Origin of the sequence: Streptomyces sp. NPDC048659, assembly GCF_040650575.1 — a bacterium.
Classification (GTDB): Bacteria; Actinomycetota; Actinomycetes; order Streptomycetales; family Streptomycetaceae; genus Streptomyces.
This window is the reverse complement of sequence record NZ_JBEZHM010000097.1, coordinates 1-18,406: the sequence shown is the minus strand read 5'-3', so window position 1 is coordinate 18,406 and position 18,406 is coordinate 1. Positions and strand designations below refer to the sequence as shown.

The window sequence follows — 18,406 nt, the reverse complement described above, 5'->3', positions numbered from 1 at the left end:
CGACCTGAAGACCGACGGCACCTCCGGCGGCGACACCGGCCTGCCGACGCCGACCGGGACCTCCAGCGGCTCGCCGACGCCGACCACGACGCCGAGCGACGAGGCCACCACGCCGACCCAGCCGCCGACCTCGACGGCCACCACGCCGACCCGGCCGCCGACGTCGACGGCCACGACGCCGCCGGAGCCGACCCCGACCGGGGGCACGACCGGACCGACGACGGAGCCGCCGCCGGACGGCAACGACGGCGCCCTCGACGGCAGACGCCAGGGCCAGGGACAGGCACAGGGACAGTGAGACACGGCGACGGCCGGGCCCCCCGCACAGGGGCCCGGCCGTCGCCGTTCTCGTACGTCCGCCGCCGGGACGGTCAGCGGGTGGCCAGCTCGAACCAGACCACCTTGCCGCCCGACAGGCGCGTCGCGCCCCACCGCCGGGCCAGCCGGTTCACCAGGAACAGGCCGCGCCCGCCCTCGTCGGTGTCCCGGGCCCGGCGCTGCCGGGGGAGCTGCGGGGAGTCGTCGCCGACCTCGCAGCGCAGCACGTCGGTACGGAGCAGCCGCAGCGTCACCGGCCGCTCCGCGTACCGCACGGCGTTGGTCACCACCTCGCTGATCAGCAGCTCCACCGAGTCGGAGAGCTCCTCCAGGCCCCAGCGCTCCAGGGCCCGCCGGGCGAGCCGCCGGGCCCGGCCCGGGGCGGCGTCCTCCGGTTCCAGGAACCAGTACGCCACGTCGCTCGGCGCGATCCCGTCGAAGCGGGCCGCGAGCAGCGCGATGTCGTCGTCCCGGTCGCCGGGGCCCAGCATGTCCAGGACGTCGTCGCAGAGCGCCTCCAGCGGCGGCGAGTGGTCCGGGCCGGTCAGCTGGGCGGTCGCCGCGAGGCGCTCGCGCAGCTGCTCGATGCCCGTCGACACGTCCCGCAGCCGGGACTCCACCAGGCCGTCGGTGTACAGCAGCAGCGTGGCCCCGGCCGGGGCGTCCAGCTCCACCGCCTCGAAGTCCACGCCGCCGACGCCGATCGGGGCGCCCGGCGGCACCCGCAGCACCTCGGCCCGGCCGCCCAGGTGCAGCAGTATGGGCGGCGGGTGGCCCGCGTTGGCGACCGTGATCCGGTGCGAGACCGGGTCGTAGACCGCGTACATGCAGGTGGCCATGCGGTTCTCGCCGAGCCGCTGGGCCTGCTCGTCCAGGTGGTGCAGCACCTCCTGCGGCGGCAGGTCGAGCCCGGCCAGGGTCTGCGCGGTCGTGCGCAGCTGGCCCATGATCGCCGCCGAGGTCATGGAGTGGCCCATGACGTCGCCGACGACCAGCGCCACCCGGCTGCCGGGCAGCGGGATCGCGTCGTACCAGTCGCCGCCGACCCGGGCCGTCTCGGCCGCCGGCAGATAGCGCGAGGCCAGCCGGACACCCGTCGGCTGCGGCAGCGAGTCCGGCAGCATGGTGCGCTGGAGCTCGTCCGCGATGTACGCCTCGCGCCCGTACAGCACGGCCTTGTCGATGCCGAGCGCCGTGTGGGTCGCCAGCTGGGCCGCCACGAGCAGGTCGTTCGGCTCGAAGCCGGCCCGCTCGGGGCCGCGCAGGAACACGGCCGCGCCGATCACCCGGCGCCGGCCGCGCAGCGGCGCGAGTATGGCCCGCTGCCCGCCGGGCACCGGGTGGTCCGGGCCGAGCAGCTCGGGGAGCGCCGCGCGGGCGGCCGCGGAGTCGCCGGCGACGGGCCGCACCCCGCGCAGCACCTCGGCCAGCGCGCTGCCCGAGTGGACCTCGCACAGCTCGGCGGCGGGGGTCGGGTCCGGGTCGGGGACGAGGACCAGCTCCTCGCCCTCCAGGTCCGTTAACCGCAGCCGGTCGGTGCGGCGCAGCCGCAGCACGAAGGGCTCCGCGGGGCGCTCGTCGCCCACCGGGAGCGGGTCGCGCAGGTAGACCAGGATCGCGTCCGAGAAGGTCGGCACGGTGGCCCGGCACAGGCCGAGCACGATCTCGTCCAGGTCGAGGCCGCGGGCGATCCGCCGGGTCGCGGCGCCCACGAACCGCAGCCGGTCGCCCTCGCGCCGGGCGGCCGCGGCGTCCGGTCCCGTGCCGTTCCCGCCGCCGCTGCCGGGGGCGGGCGCGGGCACGGCGACGGCCGCCGCGGCCTCCTGACGGGGGCGGGTGCGCTCCTGTGGCTGGGCAGCCAGCGGCTGGCGCCCTTCGTGGGAGGTGGGATGCTCCGTCACGCCTGGGGTTCCGTCCGTCCGTGCCGGTGGTGCGATGCACTCGCTCTTCTCGCCGATGCCGCGCTCCCGCCGGGGCTAAACCCCCGCCGGGCGGCGGATGTGAAGACGCCGCGAGCAGCGGGACCAGCCGAGCACACGTCCGCCACTGCTCTCTCCCTCATGGATGACTTACGGTCAGATCCTGTGCCGTGCTCAGTGTGTGACGCGGTGTCCGGTGATCGTCGTCCGTCGATCGTCGTGCGGTGATCGAGAACGTGCGGAGGACGATCCTACGGTTGCACCCGGGGGGCGCATCAAGGGTCTCATGGCACGGTGTGCGCCGGGGTGCGATCCCAGTCGGCCGGGAGCGCGGGCACCGGCCAGGCGGGGTCCGGCCGCCAGTTCTCCCAGCCGTCGGAGAACGGCGACCCCCAGGCGCCGATCAGCTCCACGGCCGCCCGGCCCGCCGCCCTGACCCGGGCGGCCCCGGCGGCGTCCATCAGGCCGGCCCGCCGGGCCTGCGCGAACTCGTCCTCGTCCCGCCACATCCAGCTGCGGTCCGGGTAGACGGAGATGTCGAGGAAGTGGTCCTCGGAGTCGATGCCGCCGGACCAACGGGTCCTGGGCTCCTCCAGGTTGACGTACCAGCTGCGGAAGCGCCAGCCGCGCTCCCAGAACAGCCAGACGGACCAGGGGTCGGCGGGCGCGGCGAGCTTCAGGACGCCGGTGCCGAACCAGTGCGCCCGGGTGGTGGTGCGCGGCGCGGTGTAGCGGGTGGCCAGCGGCTCCTCGTGGACCGGGGTGCCGTCGGTCATGACCGGTTTGACGCATTCGGTGCCGGGCGCCATCCAGACCGCGAGCAGCTCGGGGGTGTCGCGCACGACGGTGACCGGCCGGCAGATGTGCACGTCGCCGGTGGCGTTGTCGCGGTAGCGCCAGAGGATGTGATCCCCCGGCGCCCAGTGCTGGGGGCGGCCGGATCCTGTCATGCGCAGATCTTAGGGGCGCGCCCCCGGCGCCGCTGCGGCGAAGGTCACGGACGGCCCGCCGGTAGGCGAGAACGGGTCATGGCGGGGCCCGGACCCGGCGCGCGGCGGGCCCGGGGGCGGGTCGGGAGCCGGTCGGGGCCCGCCGGGGGCGGCTCCCGGGGGCGGCTCAGGGGCGGGTCATGCGCAGCACGTCGAGGGCCTCGTCGAGCTGTTCCAGGGTGAGGTCGCCGCGCTCCACGTACCCCGAGTCCAGCACCACCTGGCGGATCGTCCGGCGTTCTGCCAGCGCCTTCTTGGCCACCTTGGCGGCCTCCTCGTAGCCGATGTACTTGTTCAGCGGGGTCACCACGGACGGCGAGGACTCGGCGTACTCGCGGGCCCGCTCCACGTTGGCGGTGATCCCGTCGACCGTGCGGTCGGCGAGCAGCCGGGAGGCGTTGGCGAGCAGCCGGACCGACTCCAGGAGGTTCTTGGCGATCACCGGGAGCATGACGTTGAGCTCGAAGTTCCCGGCGGCGCCCGCGACCGCCACCGCGGTGTCGTTTCCGGTCACCTGGGCGGCGACCATGAGGACGGCCTCGGGGATCACCGGGTTGACCTTGCCCGGCATGATCGAGGAGCCCGGCTGGAGGTCCGGCAGGTTGATCTCGGCGAGGCCGGTGCGCGGCCCCGAGGACATCCAGCGCAGGTCGTTGGCGATCTTCGTGAGGGAGATCGCGATGGTCCTGAGCTGCCCGGACGTCTCCACCAGCCCGTCCCGGGCGCCCTGCGCCTCGAAGTGGTCGCGGGCCTCGGTCAGGGGCAGTCCGGTGGCGCGGGCGACCTCGGCGATGACGGCGGTGGAGAAGCCGGGCGGGGTGTTGATGCCGGTGCCCACGGCGGTGCCGCCGAGCGGGAGTTCGGCGAGCCGGGGCAGCGCGGCGCGCAGCCGTTCGACGCCGTACCGCACCTGGGCCGCGTAGCCGCCGAACTCCTGCCCGAGGGTCACCGGGGTGGCGTCCATGAGGTGGGTGCGGCCGGACTTCACGACCTCCGCGAATTCGGCCGATTTCCGCTCCAGGGACTCCGCCAGATGGGCGAGGGCGGGAATGAGGTCGTGGGTGACCGCGGCGGTCGCGGCGATGTGGATCGAGGACGGGAACACGTCGTTGGAGGACTGCGAGGCGTTGACGTGGTCGTTGGGGTGCACCGCGAGGCCCTCGGGGAGCCGCTCGCCGGCGAGCGTGGCGATCACCTCGTTGGCGTTCATGTTGGACGAGGTGCCGGAGCCGGTCTGGAAGACGTCGACCGGGAAGTGCTCGTCCCAGCGCCCCTCGACGACCTCCTCCGCCGCCGAGCGGATCGCCGCCGCGCGCTCCTCGTCGAGCACCCCGAGCTCCGCGTTGACCTTGGCGGCGGCGGCCTTGATCCGGGCCAGGGCGGCGATGTGGGCGTGCTCCAGACGCTGGCCGCTGACCGGGAAGTTCTCCACCGCGCGCTGGGTCTGGGCGCGCCACTTGGCGTGGGCGGGGACGCGGACCTCGCCCATGGAGTCGTGCTCGGTCCGGTAGCCGGCTTCGTCGTTCATGTTCGTCTTCCTCCTGGTGCGCTGGTCGGGGGGTGGCCGCCAGAACTCCCCGTAAAAACATGAGCACTTGTCTTGTTCGACGTATTCCCAAGTCGCGTACCGGCCAGTAAAAACCGTGGGTAACCCCACTTCCAGGAGGCGCAATGAGGCGCACCAGGTACAGACTCCGCTGGCCGGTCGCGGTCGTCGCCGCGGCGGCGGCGGCCCTCGGCAGCATGACGGCCGCCGCCCCCGCCGGCGCGGCCGACACGAGCGGAACGACCGGAACGGCCCAGACCACCTCCGTACCGCTCCCGCCGGAGCTGGAGGCGGTCCGCGCCGCCGAGGCCACCAAGATCTACGGCAGCCCCGAGGAGCGTCCGCTCGCCCAGCGCAAGACCGGTCTCATCTCGCTCGGCGACAGCGAGATCTCCGGCGAGGGCGTCGGCAGCTACGAGTCCCCGACCAACGGCCCGACCAACTGGTGCCACCGCTCGCCCGACGCCGCCATCCACCGCACCGGGATCCCCGCGGACCTCACGTTCAACGTGGCCTGCTCCGGCGCGTACACCGGCAACATCCGCATCGGCGGCTCGAAGCAGTACGCCGACGAGCTCGTCCAGAGCGACAACCTGGCCGTCAAGGCGCGCAACACGCGCCTCAAGATGGTGCTGCTGGTCGCCGGCGCCAACGACGACCTCCAGTTCGGCCCCGTCATGACCGACTGCGTCCAGCGCTACCTGCTCCTCCAGGGCGCCTGCGAGCCCAAGTACGCGCCCGGCTGGCAGGCGCGCGTCGACGGCCTCGTCCCCAAGGTCGAGCAGACCGTCCGCGACCTGCGGACCGTCATGCGCGACGCCGGGTACGCCGACGCCGACTACAAGCTGGTCCTGATGGGCTACCCGAGCCCCATCGGCCCGGACTTCGGCGACAACCCGAACTTCCCCGGCAAGCTCGCCTGCGGCGGCCTCGGCTACGACTCCGACACCAAGTGGGGCCGCAACACCGCCGTCCCGGCCTTCGAGCGCGGGATGCGCCAGGCGGCGGCCGACACCGGCGCGGTCTACCTCGACAACTCGCGGCTCTTCCACGGCCACGAGGTCTGCATGGAGGACACCTGGGCCCGGGGCCTGTACATCGACCTCTCCAAGCCCGGCACCCCGGACGAGAACTCCGTCCGCCAGTCCTTCCACCCCAACTACCGGGGCCACGGCGCCTTCGCGTCCTGCCTCACCCAGATCTACGGCTCCGGCCTGCGCGAGGCGAGCTGCGCGGACGTCGGCTCCAGCGGCACCCCGACGCTCTTCCCGCTCGCCTGGGACGACGCGTACAAGCCGCTGAAGAACGGCGCCACCGGCAACTGCCTGGACGTCAACGCCTCCGAGTCCGCGAACGGCACCGCCGTCCTCGGCTGGGACTGCCACGGCGGCCGGAACCAGAACTGGTGGTACGACTCCGCCCGCGGCACCGTCCACACCGGGCTCACCCAGGACCGCTGCCTGGACGTGTCCGGCGCGAACTACAAGGCCGGCGCCGCCCTCATCATCTGGAACTGCCACGGCGGCGCCAACCAGAAGTTCGTCCGCGACGGCGACACCCTGCGCCCGGCCGCGGCGACCGGACTGTGCCTGACCCAGGGCGCGGCACGGGAGGCGATCCGGCTCCAGAACTGCGCCGGCACCGCCAACCAGCGCTTCGTCTGACCTGCGCGTACGCACGAGAGGGCCCGGCCACCGAGGGGGGTGGCCGGGCCCTCGCGCGTCCGCCGGGACGGGCGGACCCGGGGTCCCGGCCCTACGACAGCTTGCCGCCGTAGTCCGGGAGCTTGAAGGTGCGTTCTGCGTGGCCGCCGACCAGGTCGCCGGTGTTGTTCCCGATGTTCGCGATGATCGTGTAGCCCTTGGCCTCGATCTCCGCGCGCTTCGCCGTCTTGTACGCGCTGACCTCGCCGAACAGGTCGGGCAGCGAGCGCACGTACAGCCCGTCGACCGGGTAGCCGGCCCGCTTCAGGTTCCAGTCGGTGAGCGGCTCGATGATGCCGGGGCGGGCGGTCACGAAGAAGACGGCCACCCCGCGCGCGTGCGCGTCCAGGACGAGCGCGCGGACGTCGGCGATCGCGGGTGTCGGCAGCTCCCAGAAGGGGTGGAAGTCCGTCTCCAGCGAGGAGTTGTCGATGTCGAGGACGATCGCCTGCCTCTCCCGCCCGGCGTCCGCGGCCCGCTCCTCGATGTACGGGCGCGCCTCGGCCACCACGGCGGACACGTCCCGGAGCCAGGTCCGGTAGTCGACGTGCTTGAGGGCGGCGGCGGAGGTCAGGTGGCCGTCCGGGTCGGCGGCCCAGGCGGCGGGCGCGCCGCCGCCGACGAGGAGGGCGGTGGTCAGGGCGACGGCGGCGGTGGCCTTGGCGGCTCTGCTGGAGGGCATGGGGGGCTCCCGAGGGGTCGACCGGCTCAGTGGTTGACATGCTCGCGGCCAATACTGACCAGTAAGTGTCGCCAGGGCTACCGTCCGGTAGCCACTTTCCGAGCACGGACCGACACCCGGACACGACGGCGCCCCCCGGTCCCGGAGGACCGAGGGGCGCCGCGAGAGCCCTGCCGTACGGCTACGGCTTACGGATTACGGACTACGGACTACGGATTACGGCTTAAGGGGATCCGGGTCAGCCGAGACCCGGGCCGCGCACCGGGATGTGAGTGAAGGTCGGCTCCGGCGCCGGGTTCTGGAAGAAGTCGTTGCCCTTGTCGTCCACCACGATGAACGCCGGGAAGTCCTCGACCTCGATCTTCCAGACCGCCTCCATGCCGAGCTCCTCGTACTCGACGACCTCGACCTTCTTGATGCAGTCCTGCGCGAGCCGCGCCGCCGGGCCGCCGATCGAGCCGAGGTAGAAGCCGCCGTGCGCCCCGCACGCGTCCGTGACCTGCTTGCTCCGGTTGCCCTTGGCCAGCATCACCTTCGAGCCGCCCGCCGCCTGGAACTGCTCCACGTACGAGTCCATCCGGCCGGCCGTCGTCGGGCCGAAGGAGCCGGAGGCGTACCCCTCGGGGGTCTTCGCCGGGCCCGCGTAGTACACCGGGTGGTCCTTCAGGTACGCCGGCATCTCCTCGCCCGCGTCCAGCCGCTCCTTGATCTTGGCGTGCGCGATGTCGCGCGCCACGACCAGCGGGCCGTTCAGCGAGAGGCGGGTCTTCACCGGGTACTTGGTGAGCTCGGCCAGGATCTCGTCCATCGGCTGGTTGAGGTCGATCCGGACGACGTCGCCCGACTCCTCCAGGTGCGCGTCCTCCGTCTCCGGCAGGAAGCGCGCCGGGTCCGTCTCCAGCTGCTCCAGGAACACGCCCTCGGCCGTGATCTTCGCGACCGCCTGGCGGTCGGCCGAGCAGGAGACGGCGATGGCCACCGGCAGCGAGGCGCCGTGCCGGGGGAGGCGCACCACGCGCACGTCGTGGCAGAAGTACTTGCCGCCGAACTGCGCGCCGATGCCGATCTTCTGCGTCAGCTCGAAGACCTTCTCCTCCAGCTCCTTGTCCCGGAAGCCGTGGCCGGTCTCGGCCGAGCCCTCGGTGGGCAGCTCGTCCAGGTAGTGCGCGGAGGCGTACTTGGCGGTCTTCAGCGCGAACTCGGCGCTCGTGCCGCCGACCACGATCGCCAGGTGGTACGGCGGGCAGGCCGCGGTGCCCAGCGAACGGATCTTCTCCTCCAGGAACTTCATCATGCTCGCTTCGTTGAGGACGGCCTTCGTCTCCTGGTAGAGGAAGGACTTGTTGGCCGAGCCGCCGCCCTTGGCCATGAAGAGGAACTTGTACGCGCCGCCGTCCGTCGCGTACAGCTCGATCTGCGCCGGCAGGTTCGAGCCGGTGTTCTTCTCCTCCCACATGGTCACCGGGGCCATCTGCGAGTAGCGCAGGTTCAGCTGGGTGTACGCGTCGTAGACGCCCTTCGACAGGGCCTCCTCGTCACGGCCCGAGGTCAGGACGTTCTGGCCGCGCTTGCCCATGACGATCGCCGTGCCGGTGTCCTGGCACATCGGCAGCACGCCCGCCGCGGCGATGTTCGCGTTCTTCAGCAGGTCGAGCGCGACGAACTTGTCGTTGCCCGACGCCTCCGGGTCGTCGATGATCCGGCGCAGCTGGGCCAGGTGGGCCGGGCGCAGGAAGTGCTGGATGTCCTTGATCGCCTCGGCGGCCAGCACGCGCAGCGCCTCCGGCTCGACCTTGAGGAACGTACGGCCGTCGGCCTCGAAGGTGGAGACGCCCTCGGCGGTCACCAGGCGGTAGGGCGTGGTGTCCTCTCCCACGGGCAGCAGATCGGAGTACGCAAACTCGGGCATGACGGCGGCCATTCCTCACTCGGCAGACAGCGGCGCCGCCTCCATTGGCGGCGCTCCCTCCAGCGTAAGACGCGGGCGCGGGCCGGATCCTGTGAGGTAAGGCTCACCAGCCGCCCGGACCGCTCCGGGATGGCGCGTTCCGCACCCTCGGCCGGTCCCCGGCGGCGGGACACGGCGACCGCCCCTGGTCGCGATCTATCGCGTTTCGCTAGGCTGAGGACGTGGACCTCGAAAAGCAGCCCCAGCAGCCGGTCGCTCCCGCCGAGCCCGCCCCCGCGCCCCGGCCCGCCTACGCGGACCCCGAAGGGTCGCTGCGGGCCTCGGACGCCGACCGGGACCGGATCGCGGACATCCTCAGGGACGCCCTGGCCGAGGGCCGGATCGACGCCGAGGAGCACGGCGAGCGGATCGACTCCGTCTACCGCGCCAAGACCGTCGGCGAACTGGAGCCGCTGGTACGGGACCTGCCGGCCGCCCAGGGCGCGACCGCGCCCGCGCCCGCCCCGCTCTACGGCCCGGAGGACGTCGAGGGCACCGCGGACAACCTGGTCGCGATCTTCTCCAGCACCACCCGCAAGGGCCGCTGGCGGGTCGGCCGGAAGACCAACGCCTTCGCGCTCTTCGGCAACATCGAGATCGACCTGACCGAGGCGATCTTCGCCCAGCGGCTCACCACCATCAACGCCACCTCGATCTTCGGCAACGTGGAGGTCCGCGTCCCGGAGAACATCAGCCTGCGCGGCAGCGGCACCGGCATCTTCGGCAACTTCGAGGTGGTGACCCTGGAGGGCGCCGACCCGCAGGCCCCGCTCGTCGTCGTCAACGGCTACTCGGTCTTCGGGAACGTGGAGGCCAAGCCCAAGCGCGGCAAGTGGATCACCGACCTCCAGGCCCGCGTCCAGGAGAAGTTCAAGAAGCGCCTCGACGGCTGAACGGGCGGCTCCGGTCCCCCCGTTCACCGGGGTGACCGGAATTCGCCGCCCGGTGTCCGCGCTGCGGAACTCGGCGGCACGCAGTGCATAGGCGCGCGCACAGCGGGTAGGGCTGGTGCATCGTCGCTCGCTCGCGAAGCCGTCGTCAGGAGTAGACCGTGCTGCACACGCCGCATCAGCCCCTCCAGGTCGCCGCCGTGCCGTCCCAGCGCGTCCCCGCGCGGGAGGACGAGGGTGGCCCCTGGCACACGGAGGCGGTGTGCCGCCGGGACGAGGCCGGCCTCTTCTTCGCCCCGTCCAAGGAACCCACCGCCGCCCGGCTCTCCCGCGAGGAGGCCGCCAAGCGGGTCTGTGCCCGCTGTCCGGTCATGGTCGCGTGCCGCGAGCACGCCCTGCTCCAGCCCGAGCCGTACGGGGTGTGGGGCGGGCTCACCGCCGCCGAGCGCCGCGTCGTGCTCGCCCGCCGCCGGCGCCGCGAGGTCGAGCTGCGCAAGGCCGCGTCCGAGGGCATCGCCAAGGCCGGCTGACAGGTCCGACGGGCCTTGACGGGGCCGACGGGTCCGTCGCCCGTACGGGAAGGGGCGCCCCCACCGCACATGGGGGCGCCCCTCTTCGTACCGTCGTCGCGCCGTGCCGTCGTCGCGTCGGCCGCGACCGCGTGCCGCCCGGCGGCTACTTCGCGCGGTCGAAGTCGATCTTGCTGTACGCGCGCAGCTTCGAGAGCCGGTGCGTGGAGTCGATCTGGCGGATCGTGCCGGACTTCGAGCGCATGACGAGCGACTGGGTGGTCGCCGTCTCGGAGCGGTAGCGCACGCCGCGCAGGATCTCGCCGTCGGTGATGCCGGTGGCGACGAAGAAGACGTTCTCGCCGGAGACCAGGTCGTGGGTGGTGAGCACCCGGTCCAGGTCGTGGCCCGCGTCGAGGGCCTTCTGGCGCTCGGCCTCGTCCTTGGGCCAGAGCTTGCCCTGGATGACGCCGCCGAGGCACTTTATGGCGCAGGCCGAGATGATGCCCTCGGGGGTGCCGCCGATGCCCATCAGCAGGTCGATGCCGGTGCCCTCGCGGACGGCCATGATCGAACCGGCCACGTCGCCGTCGGAGATGAACTTGATCCGGGCGCCGGTCTCGCGGATCTCCTTGACGATGCCCTCGTGCCGGGGCCGGTCCAGGATGACGACCGTGACGTCCTCGGGGTTCATGCCCTTGGCCTTGGCGACCCGGCGGATGTTGACCGAGACGGGGGCGTTGATGTCGACGAAGTCGGCGGCCTCGGGGCCGGTGACCAGCTTGTCCATGTAGAAGACCGCGGACGGGTCGAACATGGTGCCGCGGTCGGCGGCGGCCAGCACGGCGATCGCGTTCGGCATCCCCTTGGCGTTCAGGGTGGTGCCGTCGATCGGGTCGACCGCGATGTCGACCTCGGCGCCGGTGCCGTCGCCGACCCGCTCGCCGTTGAACAGCATCGGGGCCTCGTCCTTCTCCCCCTCGCCGATGACGACGACGCCGTTCATCGAGACGGTGGAGATCAGGGTCCGCATGGCGTTCACGGCGGCGCCGTCCGCGCCGATCTTGTCACCGCGGCCGACCCAGCGGCCGGCGGCCATGGCGGCCGCCTCGGTGACGCGCACCAGTTCGAGTGCGAGGTTGCGGTCGGGGGCCTCGGGAGAGACCTCCAGTTCGGGCGGGAGGTGGTGCTCGGTCATCGGAGCGCACCTTTCTGTACGGCGACGGCCGGAAAAAAGAGGGTGCTGTGACTCTATCGCCAGGTCGACAAAATGAGCAGAGGGGCCCACGTATGAGCACAACACCATGATGCGACCATGGGGGGCGTGGCAGGTATGCGAGGCAGGCAGACGGTACGAGGGATGTTCCAGTCCCTCGCGGTGATCATGGTCGCGGCGGGTGTGATGTATCTCTTCATCCCGCACGACGAGAAGGCGAACCCGGTCAAGACGAAGGACTACCGGGTCGAGCTCCTGACGGCCCAGCGGGCGGCGCCCTACCCGGTGCTGGCCCCCGAGGGCCTCGGCGAGGACTGGAGGGCGACGGTCGTCTCGTACAAGCGGGAGAACCACAACGCCTGGCAGCTCGGCTTCCTGGACCCGGACACCCAGTACGTGGCGATCCACCAGTCGACCGAGGAACCGCGCAAGTACGTGCCCGACGTCACCCAGCGGGCGAAGGACACCGGCAGGACCGAGACGGTCGCCGGCAAGGTCTGGCAGCGCTGGGAGGGCCCCAAGTACGACGCCCTGGTGCGCACCGAGGACGGCGCGACGACCGTGGTGACGGGCACCGCGTCGTTCGACCGGCTGGCGCAGATGGCGGGGGCGCTGCAGGGGAAGAAGGCGTAGGGCCTCCCGCGACACCGACGTGAAGAACCCCCGGGCACACCGTGCCCGGGGGTTCTTCGTACCGTTCTTCGTCCCGTCCGGGATCGGACGGCGGTCGTCAGACGGTGGTGATGACGTCCTCGTAGGCGAGGCGCGGCTGGCGCGGGAACGGGGAGGCGTCCTCGCCCGGCTTGCCGATGTTGATGACCATCAGCGGGGTGTGGTCGGCGTCGAGGAACTCCTTCTGGACGCCCTCGAAGTCGAGACCGGTCATCGGGCCCGCGGCCAGGCCGGCGGCGCGGACGCCGACGATGAAGTACGCGGCCTGGAGGGCGGCGTTCAGCAGCGCGGACTGCTCGCGGACCGGGCGCTCCGAGAAGAAGAGGTCCTTGGCCTGCGGGAAGTGCGGCATCAGGGCCGGGAGCTCCTCGTGGAACTCGTTGTCGGCGGCGAGGATCGCGACCAGCGGGGCGGCGGCGGTCTTCGGCTGGTTGCCCTCGGCCATGTGCTTCACCAGGCGCTCGCGGGCCTCGGGGGAGCGGACCAGGGTGATGCGCAGCGGGGTCTGGTTGAAGGCGGTCGGGCCGTACTTGACCAGGTCGTAGATCGCCTGGACCTGCTCCTCGGTCACCGGCTCGTCGGTGAACGTGTTGGCGGTGCGGGCCTCACGGAAGAGGAGGTCCTGGGCGGTGGGGTCAAGGGCGAGAGACATGCTGCGTACCTTCCGGGGTGTACGGGGCTATGGCTCGACAGTACGCCGAAGGTAGGTGAAACTTCAACAATCCTATCCGGATAGTGATCCGCTTCACAGTCGAGTGTACGTGACGCCGTCCGGCATCCCGCCGCCCGCCGCCCCTACTCGGTCCCGGAGCCGGCGCCCTCCGCCGCGGAGTCCTCCGCGCGCTCGGCGGCGAGCGAGGCGTCCAGACGGGCGCGGGCGCCCTCCAGCCAACGCCGGCACACCTTCGCCAGCTCCTCGCCGCGCTCCCAGAGCGCCAGGGACTCCTCAAGCGTCGTGCCGCCCGCCTCCAGCCGCCGGACGACCTCGATGAGCTCGTCGCGCGCCTGTTCGTAGCCGAGAGCAGTCTCTTCCGTACCGCCGCGTGCCGCCATGCCGTCCACCCTTGTCTGTCAGTTGCCTGACGTATCTCTGACGTTCCTCTGTACTTCCCGGCCGGGCCGTGACGCGGGGGGCGAGCCCCGGCGCGGGCGCGGCGCGGCTTTTGGTCGGCCTCCGGCGCTGCCTTCGACGCTGCCTCCGGCCGGCTTGCGACCCGCCCGAGATCGGCTCGGGCGCAGGACCCGAGACCGGCTCAGGCGCCGGACCCGAGACCGGCTCCCGCGACCGGCCCCCGCCCGGCTCAGGCGTCCGTCCTGCGCACCGTGAAGTCGCCCGCCGCGACCCGGGCCCGCAGCTCCTCGTCCGCCGCGACCTCCGCCGGATCCCGGACCACCGAGCCGTCCGCCCGCTGGAGCACCGCGTACCCCCGCTCCATCGTCGCCGCGGGCGACAGCGCCCGGACCCGCGCCCGGGTGTGCGACAGCTCCGACTCGGCCCGGTCCAGCAGGTGCCCGAAGGTGCGCCGGCCCCGCGCGAGCAGCGCCGCGACCTCCTCCTCCCGCACCTCCACCATCCGCCGCGGACGCTCCATGACCGGGCGGGCCAGCGCCTGCGCGAGCCCCCGCTCCTCCCGGTCCAGCAGCCCGCGCACGGTCCGCAGCGCCCGGTCCCGCAGCCCGCGCACCCGCTCCAGCTCCTCGCCGACGTCCGGCACCACCTTCTTGGCGGCGTCGGTCGGCGTGGACGCCCGCAGGTCCGCGACCAGGTCGAGGAGCGGCGAGTCCGGCTCGTGGCCGATCGCCGACACCACCGGCGTACGGCACGCGGCCACCGCCCGGACCAGCTGCTCGTCCGAGAACGGCAGCAGGTCCTCCACGCTGCCGCCGCCGCGCGCCACGACGATCACGTCCACCTCCTCGTGCGCGTCGAGCTCGCGCACGGCCCCGATCACCTGCGGCACCGCCTTCACGCCCTGCACCGCGACGTTGCGCACCTCGAAGCGGACGGCGGGCCAGCGGCGGCGCGCGTTCTCCAGGACGTCCCGCTCGGCCGCCGACGCCCGCCCGCAGACGAGCCCCACGAGCTGCGGCAGGAACGGCAGCGGCCTCTTGCGGTCGAGCGCGAACAGACCCTCCGCGCCGAGGCTCCGCTTCAGCTGCTCCAGCCGCGCCAGCAGCTCGCCGACCCCGACCGGCTTGATCTCCGCCGCGCGCAGCGAGAGCTGCCCGCGCGGCGCGTACCACTCCGGCTTCGCGTGCACCACGACCCGGGCGCCCTCGGAGACGACGTCGGCGACCGCGTCGAAGACCTGGCGGTAGCAGGTCACGTTGATGGAGATGTCGTACGAGGGATCCCGCAGCGTCAGGAACACGACACCGGCCCCGGGCCGGCGCGACAACTGCGTGATCTGCCCCTCGACCCAGATCGCCCCCAGCCGGTCGATCCACCCCCCGATGAGCCGGGAGACCTCCCCGACGGGCAGCGGCGCTTCGGCGGACGTGTTGAGAGCCATGAGCCGAGCGTAACGGCCCCCTAGGACACCGGAACCCGGAAGCGGCCCGGGGCGCCGGCCCGCGCGCGGCCCCGCCCGGCACCCGCGCCGCCCACGGGCCCCGGCCCCGCCCCCGTACCCTCAGGCCCCCCGCCGCGACCCCTGCACCGCCAGCACCACCAGCCCCACCCCGAACCAGATCACGCCCACCACCTGCGCCGCCGGCGACGCCTCCACGATCACCGCGATCAGGATCACCGCGCCCAGCACCGGCCCCACCACATGCCGGAACCAGTGCGGCGGCCCCTCCATCCGGCGCACCGCGAACCACCCCACCACGCTCGCGTGCAGCAGCACGAACGCCGTCAGCGCCCCCACGTCCACCACCGACACCAGATGGTCGAGCCCGTCGCCCCGCCGCGCCGCCCACACCGCCGCCACCAGCGTCACCGTCGCCGCCACCAGCAGCGCCACCCGCGGCACCCCGGAATCCGTCCGCGCCAGCACCCGCGGCAGCCGCCGGTCGCGGCCCATCGCGAACAGCAGCCGCGCCCCCGCCGCCTGCCCCGCCAGCGCCGCGAACGCCGCCCCGATCGCCTTCGACACCGCCACCAGGTCGTGCAGCCAGCCGCCCACCGCCGTCTCGACCGCGTCGTAGAACGCCGAGCCCTGCGCCGCCGGATCCGCCGCCAGCTGCTGCGAGGACATCGGCTCCAGCAGCGCCACCAGCCAGGTCTGCGCCACGAACAGCACACCCACCAGCGCCAGGCAGAACAGCACCGCCCGCGCCACCTTCTCGGAGCCCCCCGTCACCTCCTCCGCGAACGAGGCGATCGCGTCGAAGCCCAGATACGACAGCACCGCCACCGACACCGCGCCGATCACCGCCGCCGCCGAGAACCCCGCGTCGCCCACCAGCGGCGACCACCAGTCGCGCCGGGTCCCGTCCCGCACGAGCACGACCACCGCCGACACCACGAAGACCAGCAGGACCACGATCTCCATCGCCAGCACCGCGAAGCCCACCCGCGCCGCCGCCCGCACCCCCCACAGGTTCAGCAGCGTCGTCACCACCACCGCGAGCGCCGTCCACACCCACCGGTCCACCGCCGGGACCAGCGCCTCCATCGCGATCCCCGCGAACAGATACGCCACGGCCGGAATCAGCAGGTAGTCCAGCATCGCCATCCACCCGGCGATGAACCCCGGCCCCTCCCCGAGCCCCTTGCGCGCGTACGTGAAGACGGAGCCCGCCTGCGGCGCGACCCGCACCATCTGGGCGTAGCTCAGCGCCGTGAAGGCCATCGCGACCGTCGCCACCAGGTACACCAGTGCGACCGCGCCATGCGATTTCGCGTCGAGTGTGCCGTAGACGCCGACCGGCGCCATCGGCGCGATGAACAGCAGCCCGTACACGACAAGATCGCGAAACCCGAGGTCGCGCCGGAGACCGGTGTGCCCCGCGCCCCCCGCCTCCGCCGCCGCCTGCCCCCGCGCATCGTCAGCCATGGCGCCAGTCTCGGCCACGGCACCGCTCCAAACGCTGACCGACGCGGCCTTACGATGGGACGCATGACTGCAACGCCCGCGTCGACGCCCGCGACGAACCGCCCGAAGCGTGTCCTGCTCGCCGCTCCCCGCGGCTACTGCGCGGGTGTGGACCGTGCCGTGATCGCCGTGGAGAAGGCCCTGGAGCAGTACGGGGCCCCGATCTACGTCCGCCACGAGATCGTCCACAACAAGTACGTCGTGCAGACCCTGGAGCGGAAGGGCGCCATCTTCGTCGACCAGGCGACCGAGGTCCCGCCGGGCAACATCGTGATGTTCTCCGCGCACGGCGTCGCCCCCACCGTGCACGAGGAGGCCCGCAAGGGCCGGCTCGCCACCATCGACGCCACCTGCCCGCTGGTGACGAAGGTGCACAAGGAGGCCGTCCGCTTCGCCAACGAGGACTTCGACATCCTCCTCATCGGCCACGAGGGCCACGAGGAGGTCATCGGCACCTCCGGCGAGGCCCCCGACCACATCCAGCTCGTCGACGGCCCCGCCGACGTCGCCAAGGTCGAGGTCCGCGACCCCTCCCGGGTCGTCTGGCTCTCCCAGACCACGCTCTCCGTCGACGAGACCATGGAGACGGTCGACGCGCTGAAGGAGAAGTTCCCGCAGCTCATCTCGCCGCCCTCCGACGACATCTGCTACGCCACGCAGAACCGCCAGATCGCGATCAAGGAGCTCGCCGGACAGGCCGAGCTCGTCATCGTCGTCGGCTCCAAGAACTCCTCCAACTCGATCCGCATGGTCGAGGTCGCCAAGCAGTCCGGCGTCCCCGCCGCGTACCTGGTCGACTTCGCCAGCGAGATCGACGAGGCGTGGCTGGAGGGCGTCACCAGCGTCGGCCTCTCCTCCGGCGCCTCCGTCCCGGACGTCCTGGTCCAGGAGGTCCTGGAGTGGCTGGCCGAGCGCGGCTACGCCGACGTGGAGATCGTCAAGACCGCCGACGAGTCGCTGACCTTCTCGCTCCCCAAGGAGCTCCGCAACAAGGACCTGCGCGCCGCCGCGGCGGCCCTGCTCGAAAACGAGTGACGCAGGGCTCCGCCCCGTAACGTTGGGTCCATGAACGTCTTCGGAGTGGACATCGGCGGCTCGGGCATCAAGGGAGCCCCCGTCGACCTGGACCGCGGCGACCTCGCCGAGCCGCGCCACAAGGTACTGACCCCGCAGCCCGCCACACCCGACGACGTGGCGGGCTGCGTCGCGGAGGTCGTGGCGCACTTCGGCTGGCAAGGCCCGGTCGGCGTCACCTTCCCCGGCGTGGTCACCGGCTCCACCATCCGCACCGCCGCGAACGTCGACAAGTCCTGGATCGGCGTCGACGCGGGCCGCCTCCTCGGCGACCGTCTCGGCGGGCTCCCGGTCACCGTCCTGAACGACGCCGACGCCGCCGGGGTCGCCGAGATGGCGTACGGCGCCGGGCGGGGCCGCAAGGGAACCGTCATCCTGCTCACCCTCGGCACCGGCATCGGCTCCGCCGTCTTCGTCGACGGCAAGCTCCTCCCCAACACCGAGCTCGGCCACCTGGAACTCAAGGGCCACGACGCCGAGAAGCGCGCCTCGTCGAAGGCGCGCGAGGACGAGGACCTGAGCTGGGAGCACTGGGCGACGCGGCGGGTGCAGAAGTACCTGGCCCACGTCGAGATGCTGTTCTCGCCGGAGCTCTTCATCATCGGCGGCGGCGTCAGCCGCAAGGCGGACCGGTTCCTGCCGCTGATCGAGGGCATCGAGGCGGAGATCGTCCCGGCGGAGCTGCAGAACAACGCGGGGATCGTGGGGGCGGGGATGGCGGCGCTGACGGCCGGCGCCGCCGGCTGACGGGAGGGGGCGGGCGGGGGCTCGCTTGGTCGGACCGGGGCCCGTGGTCGGGGCGGGGGCCGGAACCTCCGCGGGGGCAGGGGTGTCCGGACTGCGACCTCCGCTTCGCTTCGCTCGCTCCGGTGTCCGTAACCGGAGCCGTTTCCCACATGA

The 18,406-nt window shown here is 72.6% G+C and carries 17 protein-coding genes; 6 read left to right on the top strand and 11 right to left on the bottom strand.

Annotation, left to right across the window (positions count from 1 at the left end; genetic code table 11):
• From AB0C99_RS37705 to AB0C99_RS37690, 4 genes are all read right to left on the bottom strand, one after another.
• Positions 1 to 207 (bottom strand): hypothetical protein (locus tag AB0C99_RS37705; protein WP_362484719.1); only part of this gene is annotated, 207 nt, incomplete at its 3' end.
• 164 nt (positions 208 to 371) lie between these two features.
• On the bottom strand, positions 372 to 2,219 hold the full coding sequence (locus AB0C99_RS37700) for an ATP-binding SpoIIE family protein phosphatase (protein WP_362484717.1): 1,848 nt from the start codon (positions 2,217 to 2,219) through the stop codon (positions 372 to 374).
• 302 nt (positions 2,220 to 2,521) lie between these two features.
• Entirely contained in the window at positions 2,522 to 3,187 is a 666-nt protein-coding gene (locus tag AB0C99_RS37695; protein ID WP_362484716.1) for a DUF402 domain-containing protein, read from the bottom strand.
• Positions 3,188 to 3,353: 166 nt separating this feature from the next.
• A complete protein-coding gene (locus tag AB0C99_RS37690; protein ID WP_362484714.1) occupies positions 3,354 to 4,754 on the bottom strand; it encodes a class II fumarate hydratase in 1,401 nt (466 codons plus the stop codon).
• A 143-nt stretch (positions 4,755 to 4,897) separates the two neighbouring features.
• Here AB0C99_RS37690 and AB0C99_RS37685 point away from each other — a divergent pair, with 143 nt between their 5' ends.
• Entirely contained in the window at positions 4,898 to 6,436 is a 1,539-nt protein-coding gene (locus tag AB0C99_RS37685; protein WP_362484712.1) for a ricin-type beta-trefoil lectin domain protein, read from the top strand.
• Positions 6,437 to 6,527: 91 nt separating this feature from the next.
• Here the strand turns inward: AB0C99_RS37685 and AB0C99_RS37680 are convergent, their stop codons facing one another.
• Both AB0C99_RS37680 and AB0C99_RS37675 read right to left on the bottom strand, forming a co-directional pair.
• The gene (locus AB0C99_RS37680; protein ID WP_362484710.1) at positions 6,528 to 7,157 is read right to left on the bottom strand and encodes an HAD family acid phosphatase; all 630 of its coding nucleotides are present in this window, start codon (positions 7,155 to 7,157) and stop codon (positions 6,528 to 6,530) included.
• A gap of 238 nt (positions 7,158 to 7,395) precedes the next feature.
• Positions 7,396 to 9,066, bottom strand: a complete 1,671-nt coding sequence (locus AB0C99_RS37675; RefSeq protein WP_362484708.1) for a fumarate hydratase — start codon at positions 9,064 to 9,066, stop codon at positions 7,396 to 7,398.
• 221 nt (positions 9,067 to 9,287) lie between these two features.
• Between AB0C99_RS37675 and AB0C99_RS37670 the strand changes: the two genes are divergently transcribed.
• Positions 9,288 to 9,998 carry a DUF1707 domain-containing protein gene (locus AB0C99_RS37670; RefSeq protein ID WP_362484706.1) on the top strand — a complete coding sequence of 237 codons (711 nt, stop codon included), beginning with the start codon at positions 9,288 to 9,290 and terminating at the stop codon, positions 9,996 to 9,998.
• A gap of 158 nt (positions 9,999 to 10,156) precedes the next feature.
• On the top strand, positions 10,157 to 10,525 hold the full coding sequence (locus AB0C99_RS37665) for a WhiB family transcriptional regulator (RefSeq protein ID WP_362484704.1): 369 nt from the start codon (positions 10,157 to 10,159) through the stop codon (positions 10,523 to 10,525).
• Positions 10,526 to 10,670: 145 nt separating this feature from the next.
• On the opposite strand, the gene glpX is transcribed toward AB0C99_RS37665, so the two are convergent.
• Positions 10,671 to 11,702 (bottom strand): class II fructose-bisphosphatase, encoded by a 1,032-nt coding sequence (gene glpX, locus AB0C99_RS37660; protein ID WP_362484702.1) that lies wholly within the window; start codon positions 11,700 to 11,702, stop codon positions 10,671 to 10,673.
• Between the two features lie 117 nt (positions 11,703 to 11,819).
• On the opposite strand from glpX, the gene AB0C99_RS37655 reads away from it, so the two are divergent.
• Positions 11,820 to 12,353 (top strand): DUF4245 domain-containing protein, encoded by a 534-nt coding sequence (locus AB0C99_RS37655; RefSeq protein ID WP_362484700.1) that lies wholly within the window; start codon positions 11,820 to 11,822, stop codon positions 12,351 to 12,353.
• 97 nt (positions 12,354 to 12,450) lie between these two features.
• Here the strand turns inward: AB0C99_RS37655 and AB0C99_RS37650 are convergent, their stop codons facing one another.
• The 4 genes from AB0C99_RS37650 to AB0C99_RS37635 all read right to left on the bottom strand — a co-directional run bounded on the left by AB0C99_RS37650 (position 12,451) and on the right by AB0C99_RS37635 (position 16,393).
• The gene (locus tag AB0C99_RS37650) at positions 12,451 to 13,044 is read right to left on the bottom strand and encodes a malonic semialdehyde reductase (protein ID WP_362484699.1); all 594 of its coding nucleotides are present in this window, start codon (positions 13,042 to 13,044) and stop codon (positions 12,451 to 12,453) included.
• A 143-nt stretch (positions 13,045 to 13,187) separates the two neighbouring features.
• Entirely contained in the window at positions 13,188 to 13,445 is a 258-nt protein-coding gene (locus tag AB0C99_RS37645) for an exodeoxyribonuclease VII small subunit (RefSeq protein WP_362484697.1), read from the bottom strand.
• A gap of 248 nt (positions 13,446 to 13,693) precedes the next feature.
• Positions 13,694 to 14,905, bottom strand: a complete 1,212-nt coding sequence (gene xseA, locus AB0C99_RS37640; RefSeq protein WP_362484695.1) for an exodeoxyribonuclease VII large subunit — start codon at positions 14,903 to 14,905, stop codon at positions 13,694 to 13,696.
• A gap of 120 nt (positions 14,906 to 15,025) precedes the next feature.
• The gene (locus AB0C99_RS37635; RefSeq protein WP_362484693.1) at positions 15,026 to 16,393 is read right to left on the bottom strand and encodes an APC family permease; all 1,368 of its coding nucleotides are present in this window, start codon (positions 16,391 to 16,393) and stop codon (positions 15,026 to 15,028) included.
• A gap of 54 nt (positions 16,394 to 16,447) precedes the next feature.
• On the opposite strand from AB0C99_RS37635, the gene AB0C99_RS37630 reads away from it, so the two are divergent.
• Together AB0C99_RS37630 and ppgK are read left to right on the top strand one after the other, a co-directional pair.
• The gene (locus tag AB0C99_RS37630; protein ID WP_362484691.1) at positions 16,448 to 17,467 is read left to right on the top strand and encodes a 4-hydroxy-3-methylbut-2-enyl diphosphate reductase; all 1,020 of its coding nucleotides are present in this window, start codon (positions 16,448 to 16,450) and stop codon (positions 17,465 to 17,467) included.
• A gap of 30 nt (positions 17,468 to 17,497) precedes the next feature.
• Complete coding sequence (gene ppgK / locus AB0C99_RS37625) at positions 17,498 to 18,253, top strand: polyphosphate--glucose phosphotransferase (RefSeq protein ID WP_362484689.1); 756 nt, start codon at positions 17,498 to 17,500, stop codon at positions 18,251 to 18,253.
• Positions 18,254 to 18,406: the final 153 nt, after the last annotated feature.